Source organism: Mesorhizobium sp. M0166, from assembly GCF_040322255.1.
GTDB lineage: Bacteria > Pseudomonadota > Alphaproteobacteria > Rhizobiales > Rhizobiaceae > Mesorhizobium.
Genome location: NZ_JAMYTD010000046.1, coordinates 15,718 through 31,636, shown reverse-complemented (window position 1 = coordinate 31,636; position 15,919 = coordinate 15,718). Strand labels below are relative to the sequence as shown.

Annotated in this window: 14 protein-coding genes, 1 tRNA gene and 4 pseudogenes; 11 read left to right on the top strand and 8 right to left on the bottom strand. The window is 59.7% G+C overall.

Annotation, left to right across the window (positions count from 1 at the left end; translation table 11 throughout):
- Positions 1-306: 306 nt before the first annotated feature.
- The 9 genes and pseudogenes from NKJ46_RS29815 to NKJ46_RS29770 all read left to right on the top strand — a co-directional run bounded on the left by NKJ46_RS29815 (position 307) and on the right by NKJ46_RS29770 (position 7,300).
- A pseudogene (locus tag NKJ46_RS29815) lies at positions 307-1,274 on the top strand (SDR family NAD(P)-dependent oxidoreductase).
- 220 nt (positions 1,275-1,494) lie between these two features.
- Positions 1,495-3,702 (top strand): ATP-binding protein, encoded by a 2,208-nt coding sequence (locus NKJ46_RS34885; protein WP_502903479.1) that lies wholly within the window; start codon positions 1,495-1,497, stop codon positions 3,700-3,702.
- A 250-nt stretch (positions 3,703-3,952) separates the two neighbouring features.
- A pseudogene (locus NKJ46_RS29800) lies at positions 3,953-4,051 on the top strand (MBL fold metallo-hydrolase); the annotation flags it as partial.
- Positions 4,052-4,053: 2 nt separating this feature from the next.
- A pseudogene (locus NKJ46_RS29795) lies at positions 4,054-4,800 on the top strand (SDR family NAD(P)-dependent oxidoreductase); the annotation flags it as partial.
- Between the two features lie 115 nt (positions 4,801-4,915).
- Positions 4,916-5,109 (top strand): annotated as a pseudogene (locus tag NKJ46_RS29790) (nuclear transport factor 2 family protein); the annotation flags it as partial.
- Positions 5,106-6,191 carry a Gfo/Idh/MocA family protein gene (locus tag NKJ46_RS29785; protein WP_352670109.1) on the top strand — a complete coding sequence of 362 codons (1,086 nt, stop codon included), beginning with the start codon at positions 5,106-5,108 and terminating at the stop codon, positions 6,189-6,191. The pseudogene NKJ46_RS29790 and the gene NKJ46_RS29785, both read left to right, overlap by 4 nt.
- A complete protein-coding gene (locus NKJ46_RS29780; RefSeq protein WP_352670106.1) occupies positions 6,184-6,312 on the top strand; it encodes a hypothetical protein in 129 nt (42 codons plus the stop codon). The genes NKJ46_RS29785 and NKJ46_RS29780 overlap by 8 nt, the downstream gene beginning before the upstream one ends.
- Entirely contained in the window at positions 6,309-6,953 is a 645-nt protein-coding gene (locus NKJ46_RS29775; protein ID WP_352670103.1) for an alcohol dehydrogenase catalytic domain-containing protein, read from the top strand. The genes NKJ46_RS29780 and NKJ46_RS29775 overlap by 4 nt, the downstream gene beginning before the upstream one ends.
- 262 nt (positions 6,954-7,215) lie before the next feature.
- Positions 7,216-7,300: transfer RNA gene (locus NKJ46_RS29770), tRNA-Leu, on the top strand.
- A gap of 210 nt (positions 7,301-7,510) precedes the next feature.
- Here NKJ46_RS29770 and NKJ46_RS29765 read toward each other — a convergent pair.
- The 8 genes from NKJ46_RS29765 to NKJ46_RS29730 form a co-directional block, all read right to left on the bottom strand.
- On the bottom strand, positions 7,511-8,203 hold the full coding sequence (locus tag NKJ46_RS29765) for an amino acid ABC transporter permease (RefSeq protein ID WP_352670100.1): 693 nt from the start codon (positions 8,201-8,203) through the stop codon (positions 7,511-7,513).
- Between the two features lie 17 nt (positions 8,204-8,220).
- Positions 8,221-8,937 (bottom strand): amino acid ABC transporter permease, encoded by a 717-nt coding sequence (locus NKJ46_RS29760; RefSeq protein WP_352670097.1) that lies wholly within the window; start codon positions 8,935-8,937, stop codon positions 8,221-8,223.
- 66 nt (positions 8,938-9,003) lie between these two features.
- The gene (locus NKJ46_RS29755; RefSeq protein WP_352670094.1) at positions 9,004-9,831 is read right to left on the bottom strand and encodes a transporter substrate-binding domain-containing protein; all 828 of its coding nucleotides are present in this window, start codon (positions 9,829-9,831) and stop codon (positions 9,004-9,006) included.
- 32 nt (positions 9,832-9,863) lie between these two features.
- The gene (locus NKJ46_RS29750) at positions 9,864-10,604 is read right to left on the bottom strand and encodes an amino acid ABC transporter ATP-binding protein (RefSeq protein ID WP_352670143.1); all 741 of its coding nucleotides are present in this window, start codon (positions 10,602-10,604) and stop codon (positions 9,864-9,866) included.
- Positions 10,605-10,661: 57 nt separating this feature from the next.
- Entirely contained in the window at positions 10,662-11,225 is a 564-nt protein-coding gene (locus NKJ46_RS29745; RefSeq protein ID WP_352670092.1) for a peroxidase-related enzyme, read from the bottom strand.
- Positions 11,222-11,692 (bottom strand): CMD domain-containing protein, encoded by a 471-nt coding sequence (locus NKJ46_RS29740; protein ID WP_352670090.1) that lies wholly within the window; start codon positions 11,690-11,692, stop codon positions 11,222-11,224. Before NKJ46_RS29740 ends, NKJ46_RS29745 begins: the two co-directional genes overlap by 4 nt.
- Before the next feature lie 8 nt (positions 11,693-11,700).
- Positions 11,701-13,170: an NAD(P)-binding domain-containing protein gene (locus tag NKJ46_RS29735; RefSeq protein ID WP_352670089.1), complete on the bottom strand. Its 1,470-nt coding sequence runs from the start codon at positions 13,168-13,170 to the stop codon at positions 11,701-11,703.
- Complete coding sequence (locus tag NKJ46_RS29730) at positions 13,167-14,138, bottom strand: LysR family transcriptional regulator (RefSeq protein WP_352670086.1); 972 nt, start codon at positions 14,136-14,138, stop codon at positions 13,167-13,169. Before NKJ46_RS29730 ends, NKJ46_RS29735 begins: the two co-directional genes overlap by 4 nt.
- 242 nt (positions 14,139-14,380) lie before the next feature.
- Between NKJ46_RS29730 and NKJ46_RS29725 the strand changes: the two genes are divergently transcribed.
- Positions 14,381-15,451, top strand: a complete 1,071-nt coding sequence (locus NKJ46_RS29725; protein ID WP_352670084.1) for an NAD/NADP octopine/nopaline dehydrogenase family protein — start codon at positions 14,381-14,383, stop codon at positions 15,449-15,451.
- A 183-nt stretch (positions 15,452-15,634) separates the two neighbouring features.
- Positions 15,635-15,916: a metal-sensing transcriptional repressor gene (locus NKJ46_RS29720; RefSeq protein ID WP_352670082.1), complete on the top strand. Its 282-nt coding sequence runs from the start codon at positions 15,635-15,637 to the stop codon at positions 15,914-15,916.
- Positions 15,917-15,919 lie beyond the last annotated feature (3 nt).

Sequence of the window (15,919 nt, the reverse complement as noted above, 5' to 3'; positions counted from 1 at the left end):
GAGGATCGAGATGGCGTCTGCCGGACTATCGTCGAAGCACACGGGGAAAGCTATGGGCGACGGCGGCCGGTCCTCACGGCGCTATCTTCCAATTCTCGTTACCTGTCACGGGGACGACCGCGCCGCAACGCCCAGCACCTCATGGCGCTGCTGTGCGAATGGCCAAAGAACACAAAATGTGTGAGTACGCCTGGTAGGACAGGGCATCTATCCTATCGCCAAGCGGCCCTTGACGACATCGCGCGGGAAAACCGCTACTAGGGTATCTGCGTTGAGCATCGAGCGGGATCGACTGGGGAAACAAAAATGGGAGAATTGCAAACCCCGCTTCATACCCCTTTTGGACCTGCCGTGACCGCGGAGGAAGTGGCACGTGGCGTGGACCTTGCCGGGCGGGTTGCATTGGTGACTGGTGGTTCCTCCGGGCTGGGCCTGGAGACCGTCAGAGTGCTGGCAGGATGCGGCGCTAGCATCTGCGTACCAGCGATCGACCCTATCGGCGCGCGAGCCGCTTTGAAGGGGATTGACGGGGTTGAGGTTTGGCCCGTTGACCTAATCAATGACGTCTCTATCAAAGCCTTCGCCACGGCTTTTCTCGAGCGACAAAGCAGACTTGATCTTCTGGTCCTAAATGCGGGCGTGATGGCGAGGCCGCTGTTCCGCGATGAAGATGGTCACGAGGGCCATTTCTCCATCAACTACCTCGGACATTTTCGGCTGACGGCACTGCTATGGCCAGCATTACTTGCAGCGGAAAGATCTCGAGTGGTTGTTCTCTCATCCCGAGGCCATCAGATGTGTGATGTCGATTTCGACGACCTCGATTTTGTACGACGTCCCTATGATAAATGGATGGCCTACGGCCAATCGAAAACTGCGAACGCGCTTTTCGCGGTTGCGCTCGACACCCGTGGACGCCGTCACGGCGTTAGCGCCCTCTCCGTACACCCCGGAATGATAATGACACCCGGCATTCGTCATCTGACCCGGTCCGAATTCGACGCTTTCGGTGCTGTCGCTCCGGATGGGTCCCCCATAATCGATCCGGCGAGGATATGAAAACCGTGGAACAAGGCGCGGCGACGACAGTCTGGAGTGCCACCGCTCCTGTGTTGGACTCAATAGGCGGGGTCTATTGCGAGAATTGTGACGTCGCACGCGTAGAGCCCAGCGAGGGATTTGGGGTGCGTCCCTATGCGATCGATCCCGAGAGGGCCGAGAGGTTGTGGCGCGCGAGCGCAAGGCTGACTGGATTGGACATCGCAAGAACCTGAGACACCATGCTTGACCCTTGGGGGTCGGTCCCCGCCAAAGTAGAGCAATATGACTCCCACAAAAATAGATGGATGACCCCTTACGTCGGGATCGTATATTACTTGGAGAATCGAGAAATCATTCGGTCGCCAGCAACTCGACTCTGGCACACTCGCCCTTGGTTCGCAGCTTCACTCCATATTCCGGGCCGATAATGCTCCGTTACCAGCGAAGGATAGAATGCAAGGGCAAGCTTTCCCAAAGGCAACCGCTGCGGCAGATGTCGCGATCACGTTTGGTTCATTCCTGCTGTATCCGGGGCGACATCTTCTGCTCAAGGATGCTGAGCCCGTAACGATCGGCTCCCGCGCGCTCGAAATACTCATCGCGTTAACCGAGCAGGCGGGCGAACTGGTAACGAAGGATGAATTGACCGCGAGAGCCTGGCCCAACGCCACGGTGGAGGAGTCGAATCTCAGAGCTCAGATTGCATTGCTCCGCAGGGTGCTCGGCGACGATCAAGCCGCTCCGCGATACATCGTCGCCGTTCCATCAAGAGGCTATCGGTTCATTGCTCCTCTCACCCGCTCTCATGTTGAACACGAGCCCCAGACGACAACGGCCCCGAACAATCTTCCAAGACAGCTGACGCACCCCATCGGACGTGACGAAGCGATCAAGATCGTCGAAGGGCGATTTCAACGGTTCCGTATGGTCACAATTGTCGGCCCAGGTGGCATAGGCAAGACAACCGTGGGCTTTCGCGTGGCAGAACAATTGTTGTCATCGCATGAACATGGCCTTTGCTTCGTGGACCTGGCCCCAATAACGAACTCCCAACTCGTCCCTTCAGTCCTGGCGTCACAGCTTCGCCTTCCGGAGACATCGGGGGATCCGACCGCGAGCCTCATCGGGCACCTTCGCGGGAAACATATGCTGCTCGTGCTCGACAGTTGCGAACTCGTTCTCGAAGCCACTGCCCGTCTGGCGGAGGCCTTGCTCCGGGAAGCGCCAGAAATTACCATCCTTGCCACCAGCCGCGAGGCGTTGCGGGTGGAGGGCGAAAGCGTCTACAGGCTCCCCCCTCTCGACATGCCGCCTTCCGCGGCCGGCCTGACTGCCGCCGACGCGTTGGAATATCCCGCCATTCGACTGTTCGTCGAGCGGGCGACCTCTTCCGGGAGCGAGTATTCGTTCAATGACGACGAAGCTCCTGTGGTCACGCATATATGCCGCCAGCTAGATGGGATCGCCCTCGCGATCGAGCTCGCCGCAGCGCGGGTGGAGGCCTTTGGCACGCGCGGTATCGCGGAGCTTCTGAATGACCGTCTGCGGCTGCTGACGGGTGGTCGGCGTGCCGCTCTCCCCCGCCATCAAACCCTGGCAGCGATGATCGACTGGAGCTACGGGGCGCTATCGAAAGGTGAGCAGAGGGTTCTGCGCCGGCTCGCAATGTTCTCAGGAGACTTCGGGCGGGAGGCGGCAGTCGCCGTCGCAACCGGCCCGGATGCCGCGGAACGCGATGTGCCGGGTCATCTCGCTGACCTCGTCGCCAAATCCCTGGTGGCGGTAGACGCTCGAGGCAAGGCCGCGCGGTACCGTCTTCTCGACACGACACGGGCCTTTGTTCTGGACAAGGTGCGGGAGGAAGGAGAACTCGATGCCGTCACGCGGCAACTCGCGAGCTATTTATGCGATGTCCTCGAGCATTCGCAGGAGGAGGTCGAAACTCTGCCGAGGGAAGAATGGCTTTTGAGGTATGCTCTGCACATCAACAACGTGCGCTTCGTTCTGGATTGGGCCTACTCGGGGCACGGCGATATCGAAGTTGGCCTCGCGGTCACCGTCGCCGCCATTCCGATGTGGTACCAGCTTTCTCTGGTCGACGAATGCCTGACCAGTGTCCAGCGCGCGCTGCTAGGCATCGACCCGGGAAAGCGAAGAAACGAGTACGCTCGTCAGATCATGCAGCTCTACAGTGCGCTCGGGCTCTCCCAAGCGTTCAAGATCGGCTTCGCGCCACAAGCTCCGGCCGCTTTCGCCAAGGCGTTGGAGATATCCGAGGAGTTGGGCGACGTCGACGCTCAAGCGGAGGCTCTTTGGGGCTTGTGGGTCGCACAAGTGGGCATGGGTGACTACAAGGCGTCGCTGGGAAACGCCGAACGTTTCGTGGCGCTCGCCCAAAGCGGACTCGATCGGTTCATCGGTGACCGAATGCTCAGCATGACCCTGTTCTGCATGGGCGACTTCCGGGGTGCCCGCCGTCACGCCGATCTCATGTTAGCCCACGATGTCTCTGCTGAAACCGTCGTCGCCGCTCAGCGGCCACCCATGGTGGAACACGATCGGCTGACCGGTGCCCCAATCTTTGTAGAAAATCTGCGCGCCGTCTTTCGCCTTGATGCTGTTCATGGTCTCAGTCCCATCTTCAATGGTTGCACTGGTTGAGTTCGATGACGCCGTGGCAGCCAAGGCCTCCAGAGGCAGCGTCGTGGTCAGAGCGACGGCTCCGGTTCCGATCAGGACTTCCCGTCTCGTCGTTGTGGGCTTTGTCACGGCTGTCCTCGTGATCATGTCTATCCCCTCCTTGGGGCGGACACGGTTCCACTGGCAGCCCCGGACCTATCCTGACCGGATGCTCTCGTTTGGGCGTGTCGAGATTTCGAAATGGTCAGCCCTGCACTGGCGCTGCCGCCGCCACCTGGCCGCGGCGACCGACAAGACGATCATCATCCCAGGCCACGGAAATCCGGTAAGCAACCGCGCCGAGCTGCAGGAATTCCGCGACATGCTTGTGAAACCGCTGAGGAAATCGCGACGGACCTCCGGGTGAAGACCGGCAACCCCGCGATCCAGTTGCGTCAGCTTGATCTCGCGGACCTGCGCTCCGTCGACCGTTTCGTTGACAACTGGGAAGGTCCCCTGCACGCGCTCGTCAACAACGCGGGTATAATGGCGTTGCCGGAGCTGCGACGCTCTGCCCATGGATGGGAAATGCAGTTCGCGACCAACTTCCTGGGGCACTTCGCACTGACCCTAGGTCTCCGCCGAGCTCTCGCCAAGGCCCAGGGCGCGCGCGTCGTCTCCGTCAGCTCCAGTGGCAGCCTGTTCGGCCCGGTCTTCTGGGACGACCCGCACTTCCACTTCATACCCTACGACCCGCTTCTGGCTTATGCCCAGTCGAAGACGGCTTGCACGCTTCTGTCCGTGGGAATCAAGGATCGATGGGTCGATGACGGTATCGTATCAAACGCGCTGAATCCTGGAGCCATCGCGACCAACCTCCAGCGTCATACCGGAGGACTGCGTACGCCCGAGCACCTTCGCAAGACACCCGAGGAGGGCGCTGCCACCTCGGTGCTTCTCGCGGCCTCGCCGTTGGTCGAGGGAACGAACGGACGGTATTTCGAGAACTGCGCCGAGGCTCCGGTCGTGCCGAACCGCCCCCAGTTGAGGTTGGAGGGTGTGGCCGCATACGCGCTCGACAGCGCCAACGCGCAACGGCTGTGGGAGATGACTGTCGGCTTTTTGGGAGGATGCAGATGATAGACACGACCCAGCAAGTGGGTTTCATCGGGCTTGGCGACCAGGGTGCTCCCATGGCGAGGGCGATCGCGGAAAAGCATCTGCTGCATCGGAAATGGAGTGGGTGTCCGACACGGAGGTGAACGCGATCTGGTCGATGGAGGAGATTGTCTCATCTTCCCGCCTACCGCCGACACACGCCCCGCCAGCATACACGGCTACGGGCACTACCATGAAAGCTGGGAATTCGAGGATGGGCAGTGGCGTATCGCCAAGCTTGAGCTCCGTCGGACCATTCTGGAAATCACGCCTAAGGAGCGCGTCCAATGACCAGTGCACGGATCAGAGTTGGCATCATCGGCGTTCACCCCGACCGCGGTTGGGCCTCGACCGCCCATGTGCCTGCGTTGAGAGGTTTGCCGCAGTTCCAGCTTTCTGCCGTGAGCCATCGTCGGATCGAAACGGCGCGGGCGTCAGCCGACAAGTTCGGTTTCGCGCACGCGGTCTCGTCGGCGGAAGAGCTTGTGAACCATCCAGATGTCGACCTGGTGGTTGTCACCGTGAGAGTGCCGGAACACCTTCAACTCGTGACTGCGGCACTCGAAGCGGGAAAGTCTGTGTTTTCCGAATGGCCGCTCGGGATGAACCTGCGTGATGCCGAGACGATGAACTCGCTTGCCGCCGAAAAAGGCGTCTCGGCAATGATCGGCCTTCAAACCCGCGCGAATCCGACTGTCCGGTACATGCGCGACCTGATCAAAGAGGGCTATCTGGGCGAGGTGCTCTCGGCCTCGATCATTGGCTCCGGTATTACCTGGGGGGAGGAGCTCGAAGAGGCTTTCCGATACACCTTGGATCCGTCCACGGGCGCGAGCATGCTGCACGTGCCGTTCGCCCACACGATCGACGCCTTGCTGTTCGCACTCAACGAGAGCTTCCTCAGCGTGTCGGGGACACTGGTCAGTCGGCGCCCAACGATAAGGATGATGGAGAGCAAGGAAGTGGTTCCGCTCGACGTCGCCGACCAGATTGCCTTCACTGGCCAGCTCACGTCAGGCGGCGTGGTGACGAGCCATTTCCGCGGCGGACTGTCGCGTGCTACGAATTTCCATGTTGAGATCAACGGCAGCAGGGGCGACCTTTTGCTGACGAGCCCCGTCGGCTACGTTGGCTTGGGCGGGTTCAAGCTTATGGGGGCGCAAGCAGACGAGACCCTCCAGCCGATCTCCGTACCCGAAGACTTCGGCGCCGGCGAGAACGTCCTGACGGGCAACGTGAGGAAGCTTTACCAACTCTTCGCTTCCGACGTGACTTCCGGCACCCGTCAGAGTCCGACATTCGGAGACGCCGTCAATCTGCATCGGCTGATCAACGCGATCGAGCAAAGCGGTGGCGTGGCGCGCAATGTCTGAGACGATGCGGGCGCCGGTGATGTATGCGCCCGGCGGACCCGAGTTCCTGCAGGTTCGCGAGATAGCAAGGCCGAAAGTCGAGAGACCTTCGGACGTGCTCGTCAAGGTCCGGGCGGCGTGAACCCAGCCGACCCGCAGAACAGAAGAAGCGGGCAAAGGCACAATCCCAATGCCGAAACCGGATCGCCGACGATCCTCGGCATCGATGGTGTCGGCGTAGTCGAACAAGTCGGCGAGGCAGTCGACGGGATCAGCGTCGGAGACGAAGTCCGGTATGTCGACGGCGGGTTTCCCGGCAATCCGGGCAGCTATGCCGAATCTGCAGCTATGCCGAACATTAGGTGGTCCCCCGGGGCGTCTGTTTCGAGGAAAACCGACGCGTCTGGACTTCGTGCTGGCCGCGGCGCTACCCGTCGTCGGCCTGACCGCATGGGAAGCCGTATTCGACGAAGGGAACGTCAAGTCCAGCGACCTCGTCCAGGTGCACGAAAGCGTGGGCGCCCGCGGCCTATCGCGATCCAGTATCTTTCGACGATTGAGGCCCGGAAGGCTACCACGGTTTCGAACGAAGTTAGAGCCTCGTTTGCGCCGACGCCGGGGGCCGATATAGCGATCCGGTATCCGTTGCTGAGAGCCAGTACGAGACTTTTGTATAGCGGCTATTCGCTTTGCGGGCGCACGCAGCGGTCCGTCTGCTTGCGGCCCCAAATCGCGACGTTTGCAGATTGCTCTGAGAGGGCGGCTCCTGACGCGACTTTGTAGTCCCGGAGCAGCCGCTCGAGGCCAATAGCCCATGAAACAAACTCGGCCTTAGGGTCATGCGAAGCGACCGAGGGTCGAACTAGGAGTCGGTGCCAAATGCCCAGGTTGGATCATTCGGCTCGTGAGCGAATGAAAACGCACGAATTTCGCTGGGAAATCGCTCTGGACTTCATGGAATACCTTGTGGCACATACGCGGCCCAGGAGCCACATAGGAGTCGCGGGGGTCTTGCAAACACCGCGAACGGACTTGGTGGTTGCATGCGGGTGTGGTGAAACTGGTAGACGCGCTGGATTCAAAATCCAGTTCCGAAAGGAGTGTCGGTTCGAGCCCGACCACCCGCACCATCTTCTCAAATCTCGTTGCTAGGGTTGTGGCGGAGGCTGGCTGCCTTGGCTCCATTCCTAATGCGGATCTAAAACCCGCAGGCGGAGTTTCAAATCACCGGTACATACATCGGCTACTTGGGCTTCTCCGCAAGCTTTTCATACCCAAAAGAATTGCCTCCCAGGTGCGGCTCGATATCCGAAGGTTGGCCATCCTATCCCACATGCGCCTCACGTCCGCACCCTAAGCGCCCGTTCCAGCCGGTCGGCAATCTGGGTGACGATATAGGCAATCACCATGTAGATCACGACGGCAATCACGAACGCTTCGAGGTAATAGTAATTCAGCGCCGCGGTTAATTGGGACTGGGCGAAGATATCGACAACCTCGATGGCGAACCCGAGGGAAAGCGCCTTCATGATGACCATCATCGAGGTTGTCAGGTCGGGGATTGCCGTCAGGGCCACCTGGGGAAAGAGGATCCGTCGGAACAGTTGGCCGCCCGTATAGCCCAGCGAATGGGCGGCATCCGACTGACCAGTGTCGAATGCGTTCAGGGCTCCCTTGATAATCTCCGATTGGAACGCGGCGACACAGCCGGTAATCGCAACGACAAGGATGACCCAATTGGGGGTTTCGTGGGCGTTGAAGTTGATCCCCAGCAACGAGAACAGGAACTGGAATGCGGGCGGCAGACCGAAATAGGCGAGGAAAATCACGATGACCATCGGAACGCCCTTGAAGACGATCTTGTAAGTCATGATGAGCTCTCGCAGCACCGGCAACCGTCTGTATTCGATGAGCGCGAATATGCTGCCGACTATCGTCGACAGGACGAAAATCAAGAGCGCCATTCCAACGGTCACGGGTACGGCGCCCAGAATTTCCTGCGTATCTTGGAGCAAAATATCGGTGTCAAACATGATCGAATACCCTTACGTCAGACGCTGGCGATGAGCTCGTTCTTGATCGGAGTCGTTGTCGTCGCCTCTGGCGCCTGCATCGGTGAGCGAAGCTCGAAGAAGCGCACGATGAGCCACGCGACCAGGCACATCAGCGAATAGATGACCGCCAGGACGAGGTAGGTTTCGAACTGGTACTGGTTATAGTCGCGCTCCATGATCAAATGCGCAGTCGCCATGACGTCGGCCGCGCCGATATACATGACCAGCGCAACGTTATGGATCAGGTAGATGATGGAGTTCCCGTAGCCCGGCAGTGCGAAGTGCACCGCTTGCGGGCCGACGACGCGGGTGATCTTCTGTCGGAAGGTGTATCCCAGACTGTCGGCCGCGTCATGCTGGCCGCGATCGACGGCCAGGTATGCAGGCCGCATGACTTCTGACAGATAGCCGCCGTGGTAGAGGCTCAACCCCACCATGGCAGCGATCGTCGCCGAGATAAAATCTTTGGCGCCGAATAGGATCACCAACAGGGGAAGCCCGTAAAACGCGACGAACAACTGGAGGACGACAGGAACACTGCGGGCATAGGACACGTAGAGGTCCACCAGGTGACTGATCACCGGCACCCTGCGAACCCGGAGGGTTGTCGCAATGAGAGCCAGGCAGAACCCGGTAATGAGGGCCGTAAACGTGATGGCGAGCGTCAGCGGCAGTGCCGAGAGCAACTCGGGGATCATAGCAGAAACATCCACTTGAAACGCTCCTTCTTGCAATTCAGTCTTGCCGCTGACTAGCGAATATGGTCGTTGACGGCCGTGCTATTTCATGTACTGGACGATGCCCTCGCCGAACCACTTCTGCGAGAGCTTTTCGATCGTGCCGTCGTCTTTCAATTCCTTGAGAACCTTGTTCACATCGTCGGCCAGAACCTTGTTCTCGTCTGATCTGTGGATCAGCATGTAGGTGTTGTTGCTGAACACTGGTTCGGACGCCACGATATCGAGTTTCTTTTCCTCGATGACGGTCTGCTCACCTAGATTCGAGGGCAGGACGAGAGCGTCGAACTTGCCGTTCTGGACTTCGTCCAGACGGTTCGGGTACGGAATACCGGCGCTCGATGCCGTTACATCGAGCTTGTATTGCGGGTTTTCTTTTTGCCAGTTCATGATGAACTTGTAGGTTCCGCCGCCGGCCGTGGTCGGAACGATCCTCTTGCCGACCAGGTCCTTCATCTCCTTGATGCCGCTGTCTTTCTTGCTGTAGATCTTCATCAGGCTGGCGCCCATTGGATTTTCCGGAATCAAGAACTGCTTGGCGCGCTCGGGGGACTTGTAGTAGCCGCCGACCGCGATGTCGTACTTGCCCGTGGCCAGGCCGGTTTCCTGCGCGATGTCGGAGACACCTTCCATCTCGAACTTGTACTGCGGCAGCTTTGCGTTGATCGCCCTCAGGAGATCGGGTTCATAGCCCTGCGGCTCGACGCCTATCGCGCCCCACGCCAGGGGCTTGGATTCCGCCGACGTCGCGATCTTGATCGTCCTGACCGTTTCGCCGTGGCTGATCCCCACGGTTGCAAGGGCGATTGCGATGCCGCCGGCAACAGCCAGGGCAGCGCGGCGGGACAAACTGGATGTGATTGCAGACATTTCTTAGGTTCCCTTCTTGTAGAGTTGTTGAGCTATTGAAAAGCGAGTTCCGACTGCAGGAATTGAGCAAGGCGTGGGCTGGAAGGTGCATCGAAGATCTCAGCCGGGCTGCCATCGGCGGCAACCACGCCACGATCCATGAAGACAATTCGGTTCGAGATGTTCTTTGCGAATTGCATCTCGTGGGTCACAAGCAGCGAAGTGATGCCTGACGAGGTGACATCCTTGATCACCTTCAGGACTTCACCGACGAGTTCGGGATCCAGCGATGACGTAGGCTCATCGAAGAGTATCACGTCGGGACGAACCGCCAGGGCGCGCGCGATGCCGGTGCGCTGAAGCTGACCGCCCGAAAGCTGGGAGGGATAGCTGTCTCGTTTCGGGGAGAGGCCGACCCGCTCGAGTTCCCGCAGGGCGATCTCGCGCGCCTCGTCCGTGGACTTGCGCTGCACGACAACCAGGGGATCCATCACGTTCTGGAGGACCGTCATGTTCTTGAAGACGTTGAATTGCTGAAAGACCATCGCTGTCCGGAGCCGGATCGCCTGGACGGCGGCCTTGTCGGCGCGCTGGTAATCCATCCGAATCTGATCGAAGGCGATGGTTCCGGATGACGGCTTGGCCAGGTAGTTGATGCATTTCAGCAGCGTGGTCTTGCCGGTGCCGCTGGGGCCGATGATCGACACCACGTCACCTCGCTTTACCGAGAGATTGACGCCGTTCAGGACCTGCGTGCTTCCGTAAGACAGCTTTACATCTTTGAGTTCAAGCATTTCTGGTTGGTGCCCTTCACAGTGTGAGACGGAGTGCCTTGACCGCATGCGACATCATCACCCGCTCTCCGCATGGCCTAGAACGTGCATCAGCCGGTTTGCCCAGCCGAAGATCGATATGGCGTGGATCAGGTCGATGATCTCGCGGTCATCCATGCCGACTGATCGAAGCGCCGCGATATCGTCTGCCGTCGCTTCCGACGGCGCCGCCGACAGGCGGCGGGCAAAACTGTAGATTGCCGCATCGCGCGGCCCAAGCTTTTCGGGTTTGTCGAGATACAGCGCGGTGACGACTTCGTCGCTCTTGGTCAACTCTGAATGCCTGCGGGCGTGAACGACGGCACAGAATTTGCAGCCATTGACGATCGAGGCGCCCAGTGCACCAAGTTCGCGGTCAGGACGGACAAGTCCGCCTTCGACATACATGATGGCGTTGAACAGAACAGTGCGGGCAAGGTAGCTCTCTGGGTCATGCACAAGGGTGCGCACATATTCCGAAACCTTCTTCGCAGAGGGCGTAACCTTCATCGCTTCGAGCTGTTCCGGCGTGGCCTCCGATAGCTCGACCGGTGCGATGTAGGGGTGCCAATTCAATGGCTTCAGACGAACCGAGGAAATCATTTCGACCTCATCAGGCGCAAGCCTGTCGCCACCCGCGTTTGGAAGTTGACGAAGGCAATCAGTTCGGAGAGTGCGACGATCTGAGGATTGTTCAATCCAGCCTTGGCGAGGAGGGCGATATGGCTCGCTTCCGCCATTTTCGGCGTCAGCGTGATCAGGTCGACATGACGGACGATGGTTGCGAGAGGTTCATTCAAATCCGTTTCCCCCTGGGCCAGTGCCAGAAGCTGCTCAGTCGGACCAAGCTGAGCCAGCTGCACATCATATTCGGCCATCAGGACGGGATCGTCATTCAGAGCGGCCATGCGACGGGCCAGGGCAACCCTCAAATTCGGCGCCAGCCCCTGATCGTTTGCCGGCTGCAGGACGGAGAGGCGACATTCCTCCGCCCCTTGCACGAATTCGGGCCGAAACCGCCGTGCGGCGAAAAGGGCATCATCCGGTGAAAGACCGGCGGCCTTGTCCATCGCGTCGATCACAGGGCGGCCTCCTTTTGTAGCAAGGGTGTTGAATCCACCCATTCGTCGCCCAGAAGTTCGGGCGTGTCGTAAGCGATCAGATTGGCGAAGTGGGTTTCGACATCTTCGGCAAACAGCGACGCGGCAATGCCGCGGACCAGACGGTCGGCACCCGCGCTGACGGCTGGGATATCGCCGGAGACCTTGCCGTGGGTCAGCATGGCGGCGTCGTTGAAGCAGTGGATGTGCGCCAGCATCGGGCAGGAACCGGGGACACGTTCGCGAAATTCGAAGGCGGGACCAAGATCCGGTGCGTCCGACATGCCTGCACGTGCCGGCCCCATATCCGGCGTATATCGGCCATCCGACCAGATGCGGATATGTGGTGCTAGGGCTGCGAATTCCGGACGGCCTTTGAAGTCGTTTGAAAAGCCGGTTGCCGCGATCAGAAAATCGTAGCGTATTGGTCCTTGCGTGGTTTCAATCAGCAGGCCTCCCGCATCTTCCATGACCGCGACGATGCCGCAGTCGAGAAAGAACCGGGCATTGGGGTGGCGAGACACGCGAAGCGTCGATGAGCGCGGCGGCGGCGTCTGGGTCGAGGCGGTGTAGTCGAAGAACTTCCACTTCCAGGCATCGGGCAATTGATGCATGCCGAGGACAACACCCGGACTGCCGATGCCGGTCAGCTTGTTGATGCGCGGCATTTCCTTGCGCCGGATCAACATGTCCACTGAGCCGGCGCCCGCCTCGAGTGCCGTCGCGGCATTGTCCATGGAAGAGGCGCCGGCGCCGATAACCGCCACGCGCTTGCCTTTCAGCGCGTCGAAATCGATGTCGTCGGCCGAATGGGCCCAATAGGCGCGATCGATTCCTTTGAGGAAATCGGGTACGGCAAAGCCGCCGAGACCGGAGCGACCAGTGGCCAGAACGAGATGGCGGGTCAGAACCCGGCCGGTTTCCGCGCCCTCGATATCGATCGCGATCAGATCACCAACGGGTGCGACACCAGTCATGCGCACGCCGTTGCGCACCGGCAGAGCAAGAACCTTGCGGTACCAGACCAGGTAATCCATCCACTGGCCCTTGGGAATTTTGTCCAGCGACTGCCAGGCCTCGGACCCCCACTGTGCCGTGAACCAGGCGCGGAACGTCAGCCGCGGCAGCCCGAGCGACGGACCGTGAAGCGTCTTCGGTGACCGGAGCGTTTGCATGCGGGCAAACGTTACCCATGGTCCCTCGCGCCCGGCCGGAGCCGCGTCGTAGGCGACGACGTTGGTGATCCCGGTCAGCACCAGCTTTGCCATGGCAGCAAGTCCGCACATGCCGGCGCCAATCACCACGACGTCACGGACAGGCGTGCCATTGTGCGGACGCGCGGGAACCCATGGCTTGGCGGGCAGTTCGAGAAAGTCGAGATCCTGCGCAAGCTGCGCTTCCAGCGCGGCAAGACCTGTCGAGATTGGCGCGGTGGGCGTATGCTTCATATTCCCGTTCCGTGATTTGTGCCGGATGCAGGATCGGTCACCAATTGGCCGGCCAAGGCCGGATCGAGTTTCTTGAAGCCGACGATCGACCGTTCAGCCACCGCCTCGACCGCATCCATCAGCGCCTGCGCGACTGGACGAAGGTGACGGTTTGCTGCAGCCACAACACCCCAATAAAAGAGAACGGTTACGTCGATCGGGCGAATGGCGACCCCAGGCAAGGCTACGCCATAGGCGGTGAGGGGGTCGATGACAGCCGCGACACCAGTCCGGCGCACAAGCTGCAACGCGCCATAGGCAGTATTCGTCCGGATTACTGGGCCGGTGTCGATGCCCCTGGCCGCCAATGCCTTGGAGACATGCAACTGAAAACGCAGCGGATTGAGCAACGTGGCGACGCGGCGGCCGGCAAAAGCGGAAAGTGGTATGACATCAAGTTCAGCCAGCGGATCGTCCTCCCGCACGGCTGCAACATCGGGCGCCGAATAGAGCCGCAGGACATCCAGACCGGGCGTATCAAGCGGCAGGCTTGAAAACCCGATCTCGGCACGTCCGCTGCGCACTTCCTGGGCGACGATCGAGGGAAGAAACTGCCCGAGATGCGTCTCGTGCGGAAGCTCGGCACCTTGGAGCTCAGCCAGGGCCGTCGGGATCAAGCCGGTGCCGATCGCAGAGGTTGTGACAATCTGCAGGATCCTTCCCCTGCCGGCGGCGATCATCTTGGCTCGCGCCGCCAGTTCGGTGAAGGACATCAGCAGGCGTCGAGCTTCCTCCTCGAACGCCACTCCTTCCTCGGATAACTGCACCCGTCGACCGATCCGGTGCAACAATTCGAAGCCAAGCTCGGCCTCGAGATCCTGAATGGTGCGTGTCACCGCAGGCTGGGAGCGCCCGAGCATGTCAGCCGCCTTGGTGATGCTGCCGCTGGCAGCAACCGCAAGGAAGGTCTGAAGGTCGCGGGTTTCCATGCTCTCCCTTCATGTGCAATTCGTATGATTGACATCGTCTCATTCGTTTTTGATATATGTCAAGCGGAAACTAATGTTCGTTACGGCTTTGTGCGTTTGGGCGGCTTTAGAGCCGGAGTCCTTGGCGGAGGTGGACAAGGACGGCAGATGCGGCTCCAACTTGCGAAGCCTCTTGATGGAAAACGTTCAGGTGAGGATGGCGAGGATTCTCGGACCAAAAAGCCTGCAACAGGAGGAATATTATGCGCGTGAGTATTCTGGGCGCTGGAGCTATTGCTTATGGTCTTGGCGCGTATTTGGCGGGATCGGGACATTCGCCAATGCTTTGGTCACCGTCGGGACAGCGCACCAAGGCGCTGGCTGCTGGCGAATTGTTGAAAGCGACGGGGGATATCGAGGCAACGGTGCCGGTGCGCATTGCCAAGGATTGCAAAGATGCCATTGTCAACGCGGACGTGGTGGTGATTGCGCTTCCGGCGTACGCCCACAAGATGGTGATGGATGCCGCCGTTCCTCATCTGATTGATGGAATCCCGGTCATCATCAGTTCGCATAGTTCGTTCGGGGCGCTGTATCTCTCAAACCGGTTGGCGGAGCGAAAGGTCAGTTTGCCGATCGTCGTTTGGGGCACAACGCTCTTGACCGGTCGCCAGCTTGGACCAACCGAAGTCCATGTCACCACCATCCGTCAGAAGCTTGATGTCGCGACGCTGCCTTTCAGTTACCAGGATCAAGGACACGAACTTTGCACGATCTTGTTCGGCGATCGTTTCGTCAAGCGCGATGGTCTGCTCGCTATCGCGCTCAGCAACCTCAATCCGCAGAACCATCTGGGAATTGCCCTTCTCAATCTGACGCGCATGGAAAAAGCCGAGCAATGGAGCCAGGGCGGAAACATCACGCCGGCTGTTGGCCGCTTTATCGAAGCTTTGGACGCCGAACGATTGGCGATCGCTGGCCATTTTGGGATAGCAGTGCGTACCGTCCAGGAACATTTTTCATTGTCGTTCCATGTGCCCATGAGCACTGTTTCGGAGATGAACCAAGAGATGGACCGCCGTGGCCGCGGTGGCTTTGGCCCGACAACTATCGAGAGCCGCTATATCCTCGAGGATGTACCGTTCGGACTGCTGCCGACCGCCGTTCTGGGGAAGATCAGCGGAACCCCAGCGGTCCTCCACGAATCCGGAATTTCCATATTATCGGCGGCATATGGCCGCGATCTCAAGCGGGATAACGATATTCTTCCCGCGCTCGTCCTAGAGGGAATAGCGAAAGCGGATCTTGAAACTCTTTGCCGCAAGGGGTTTTGAGTGCACCGCAGTCAATGCGGCCTGATCACATTCGAGAGGGGTTGAGCGGCGCACCTCGCTACATCATCGCGTCGCATTTAACGGTGACTCAGGGCGATGTCCCTGCCTCGAAGCAGTTTCCTGAGTGCCGCGAGATCGACCATCCTGCCTTGACTATCCTCTCCAGGGGGATAGTATCATAGGATGAACGAGCGTCCCCACATACACGAGACCCATCCCGACATCGTTAAACGGCTGAAGCGGGCCGACGGCCATCTGAGGGGCGTCATAGAGATGATCGAAGCAGGCCGGCCTTGCCTTGACATCGCCCAGCAGCTTCATGCGGTCGAGAAGGCCGTTTCCCAAGCCAAGAAGACGCTCATCCAGGATCATCTCAATCATTGCCTGGAAGATGTCGTAGGGCCGCTGCCGCGCGAGCAGCGCCGCTCGATCGACGAGTTCAAGGACATCACCAAGTACCTGTGAGAC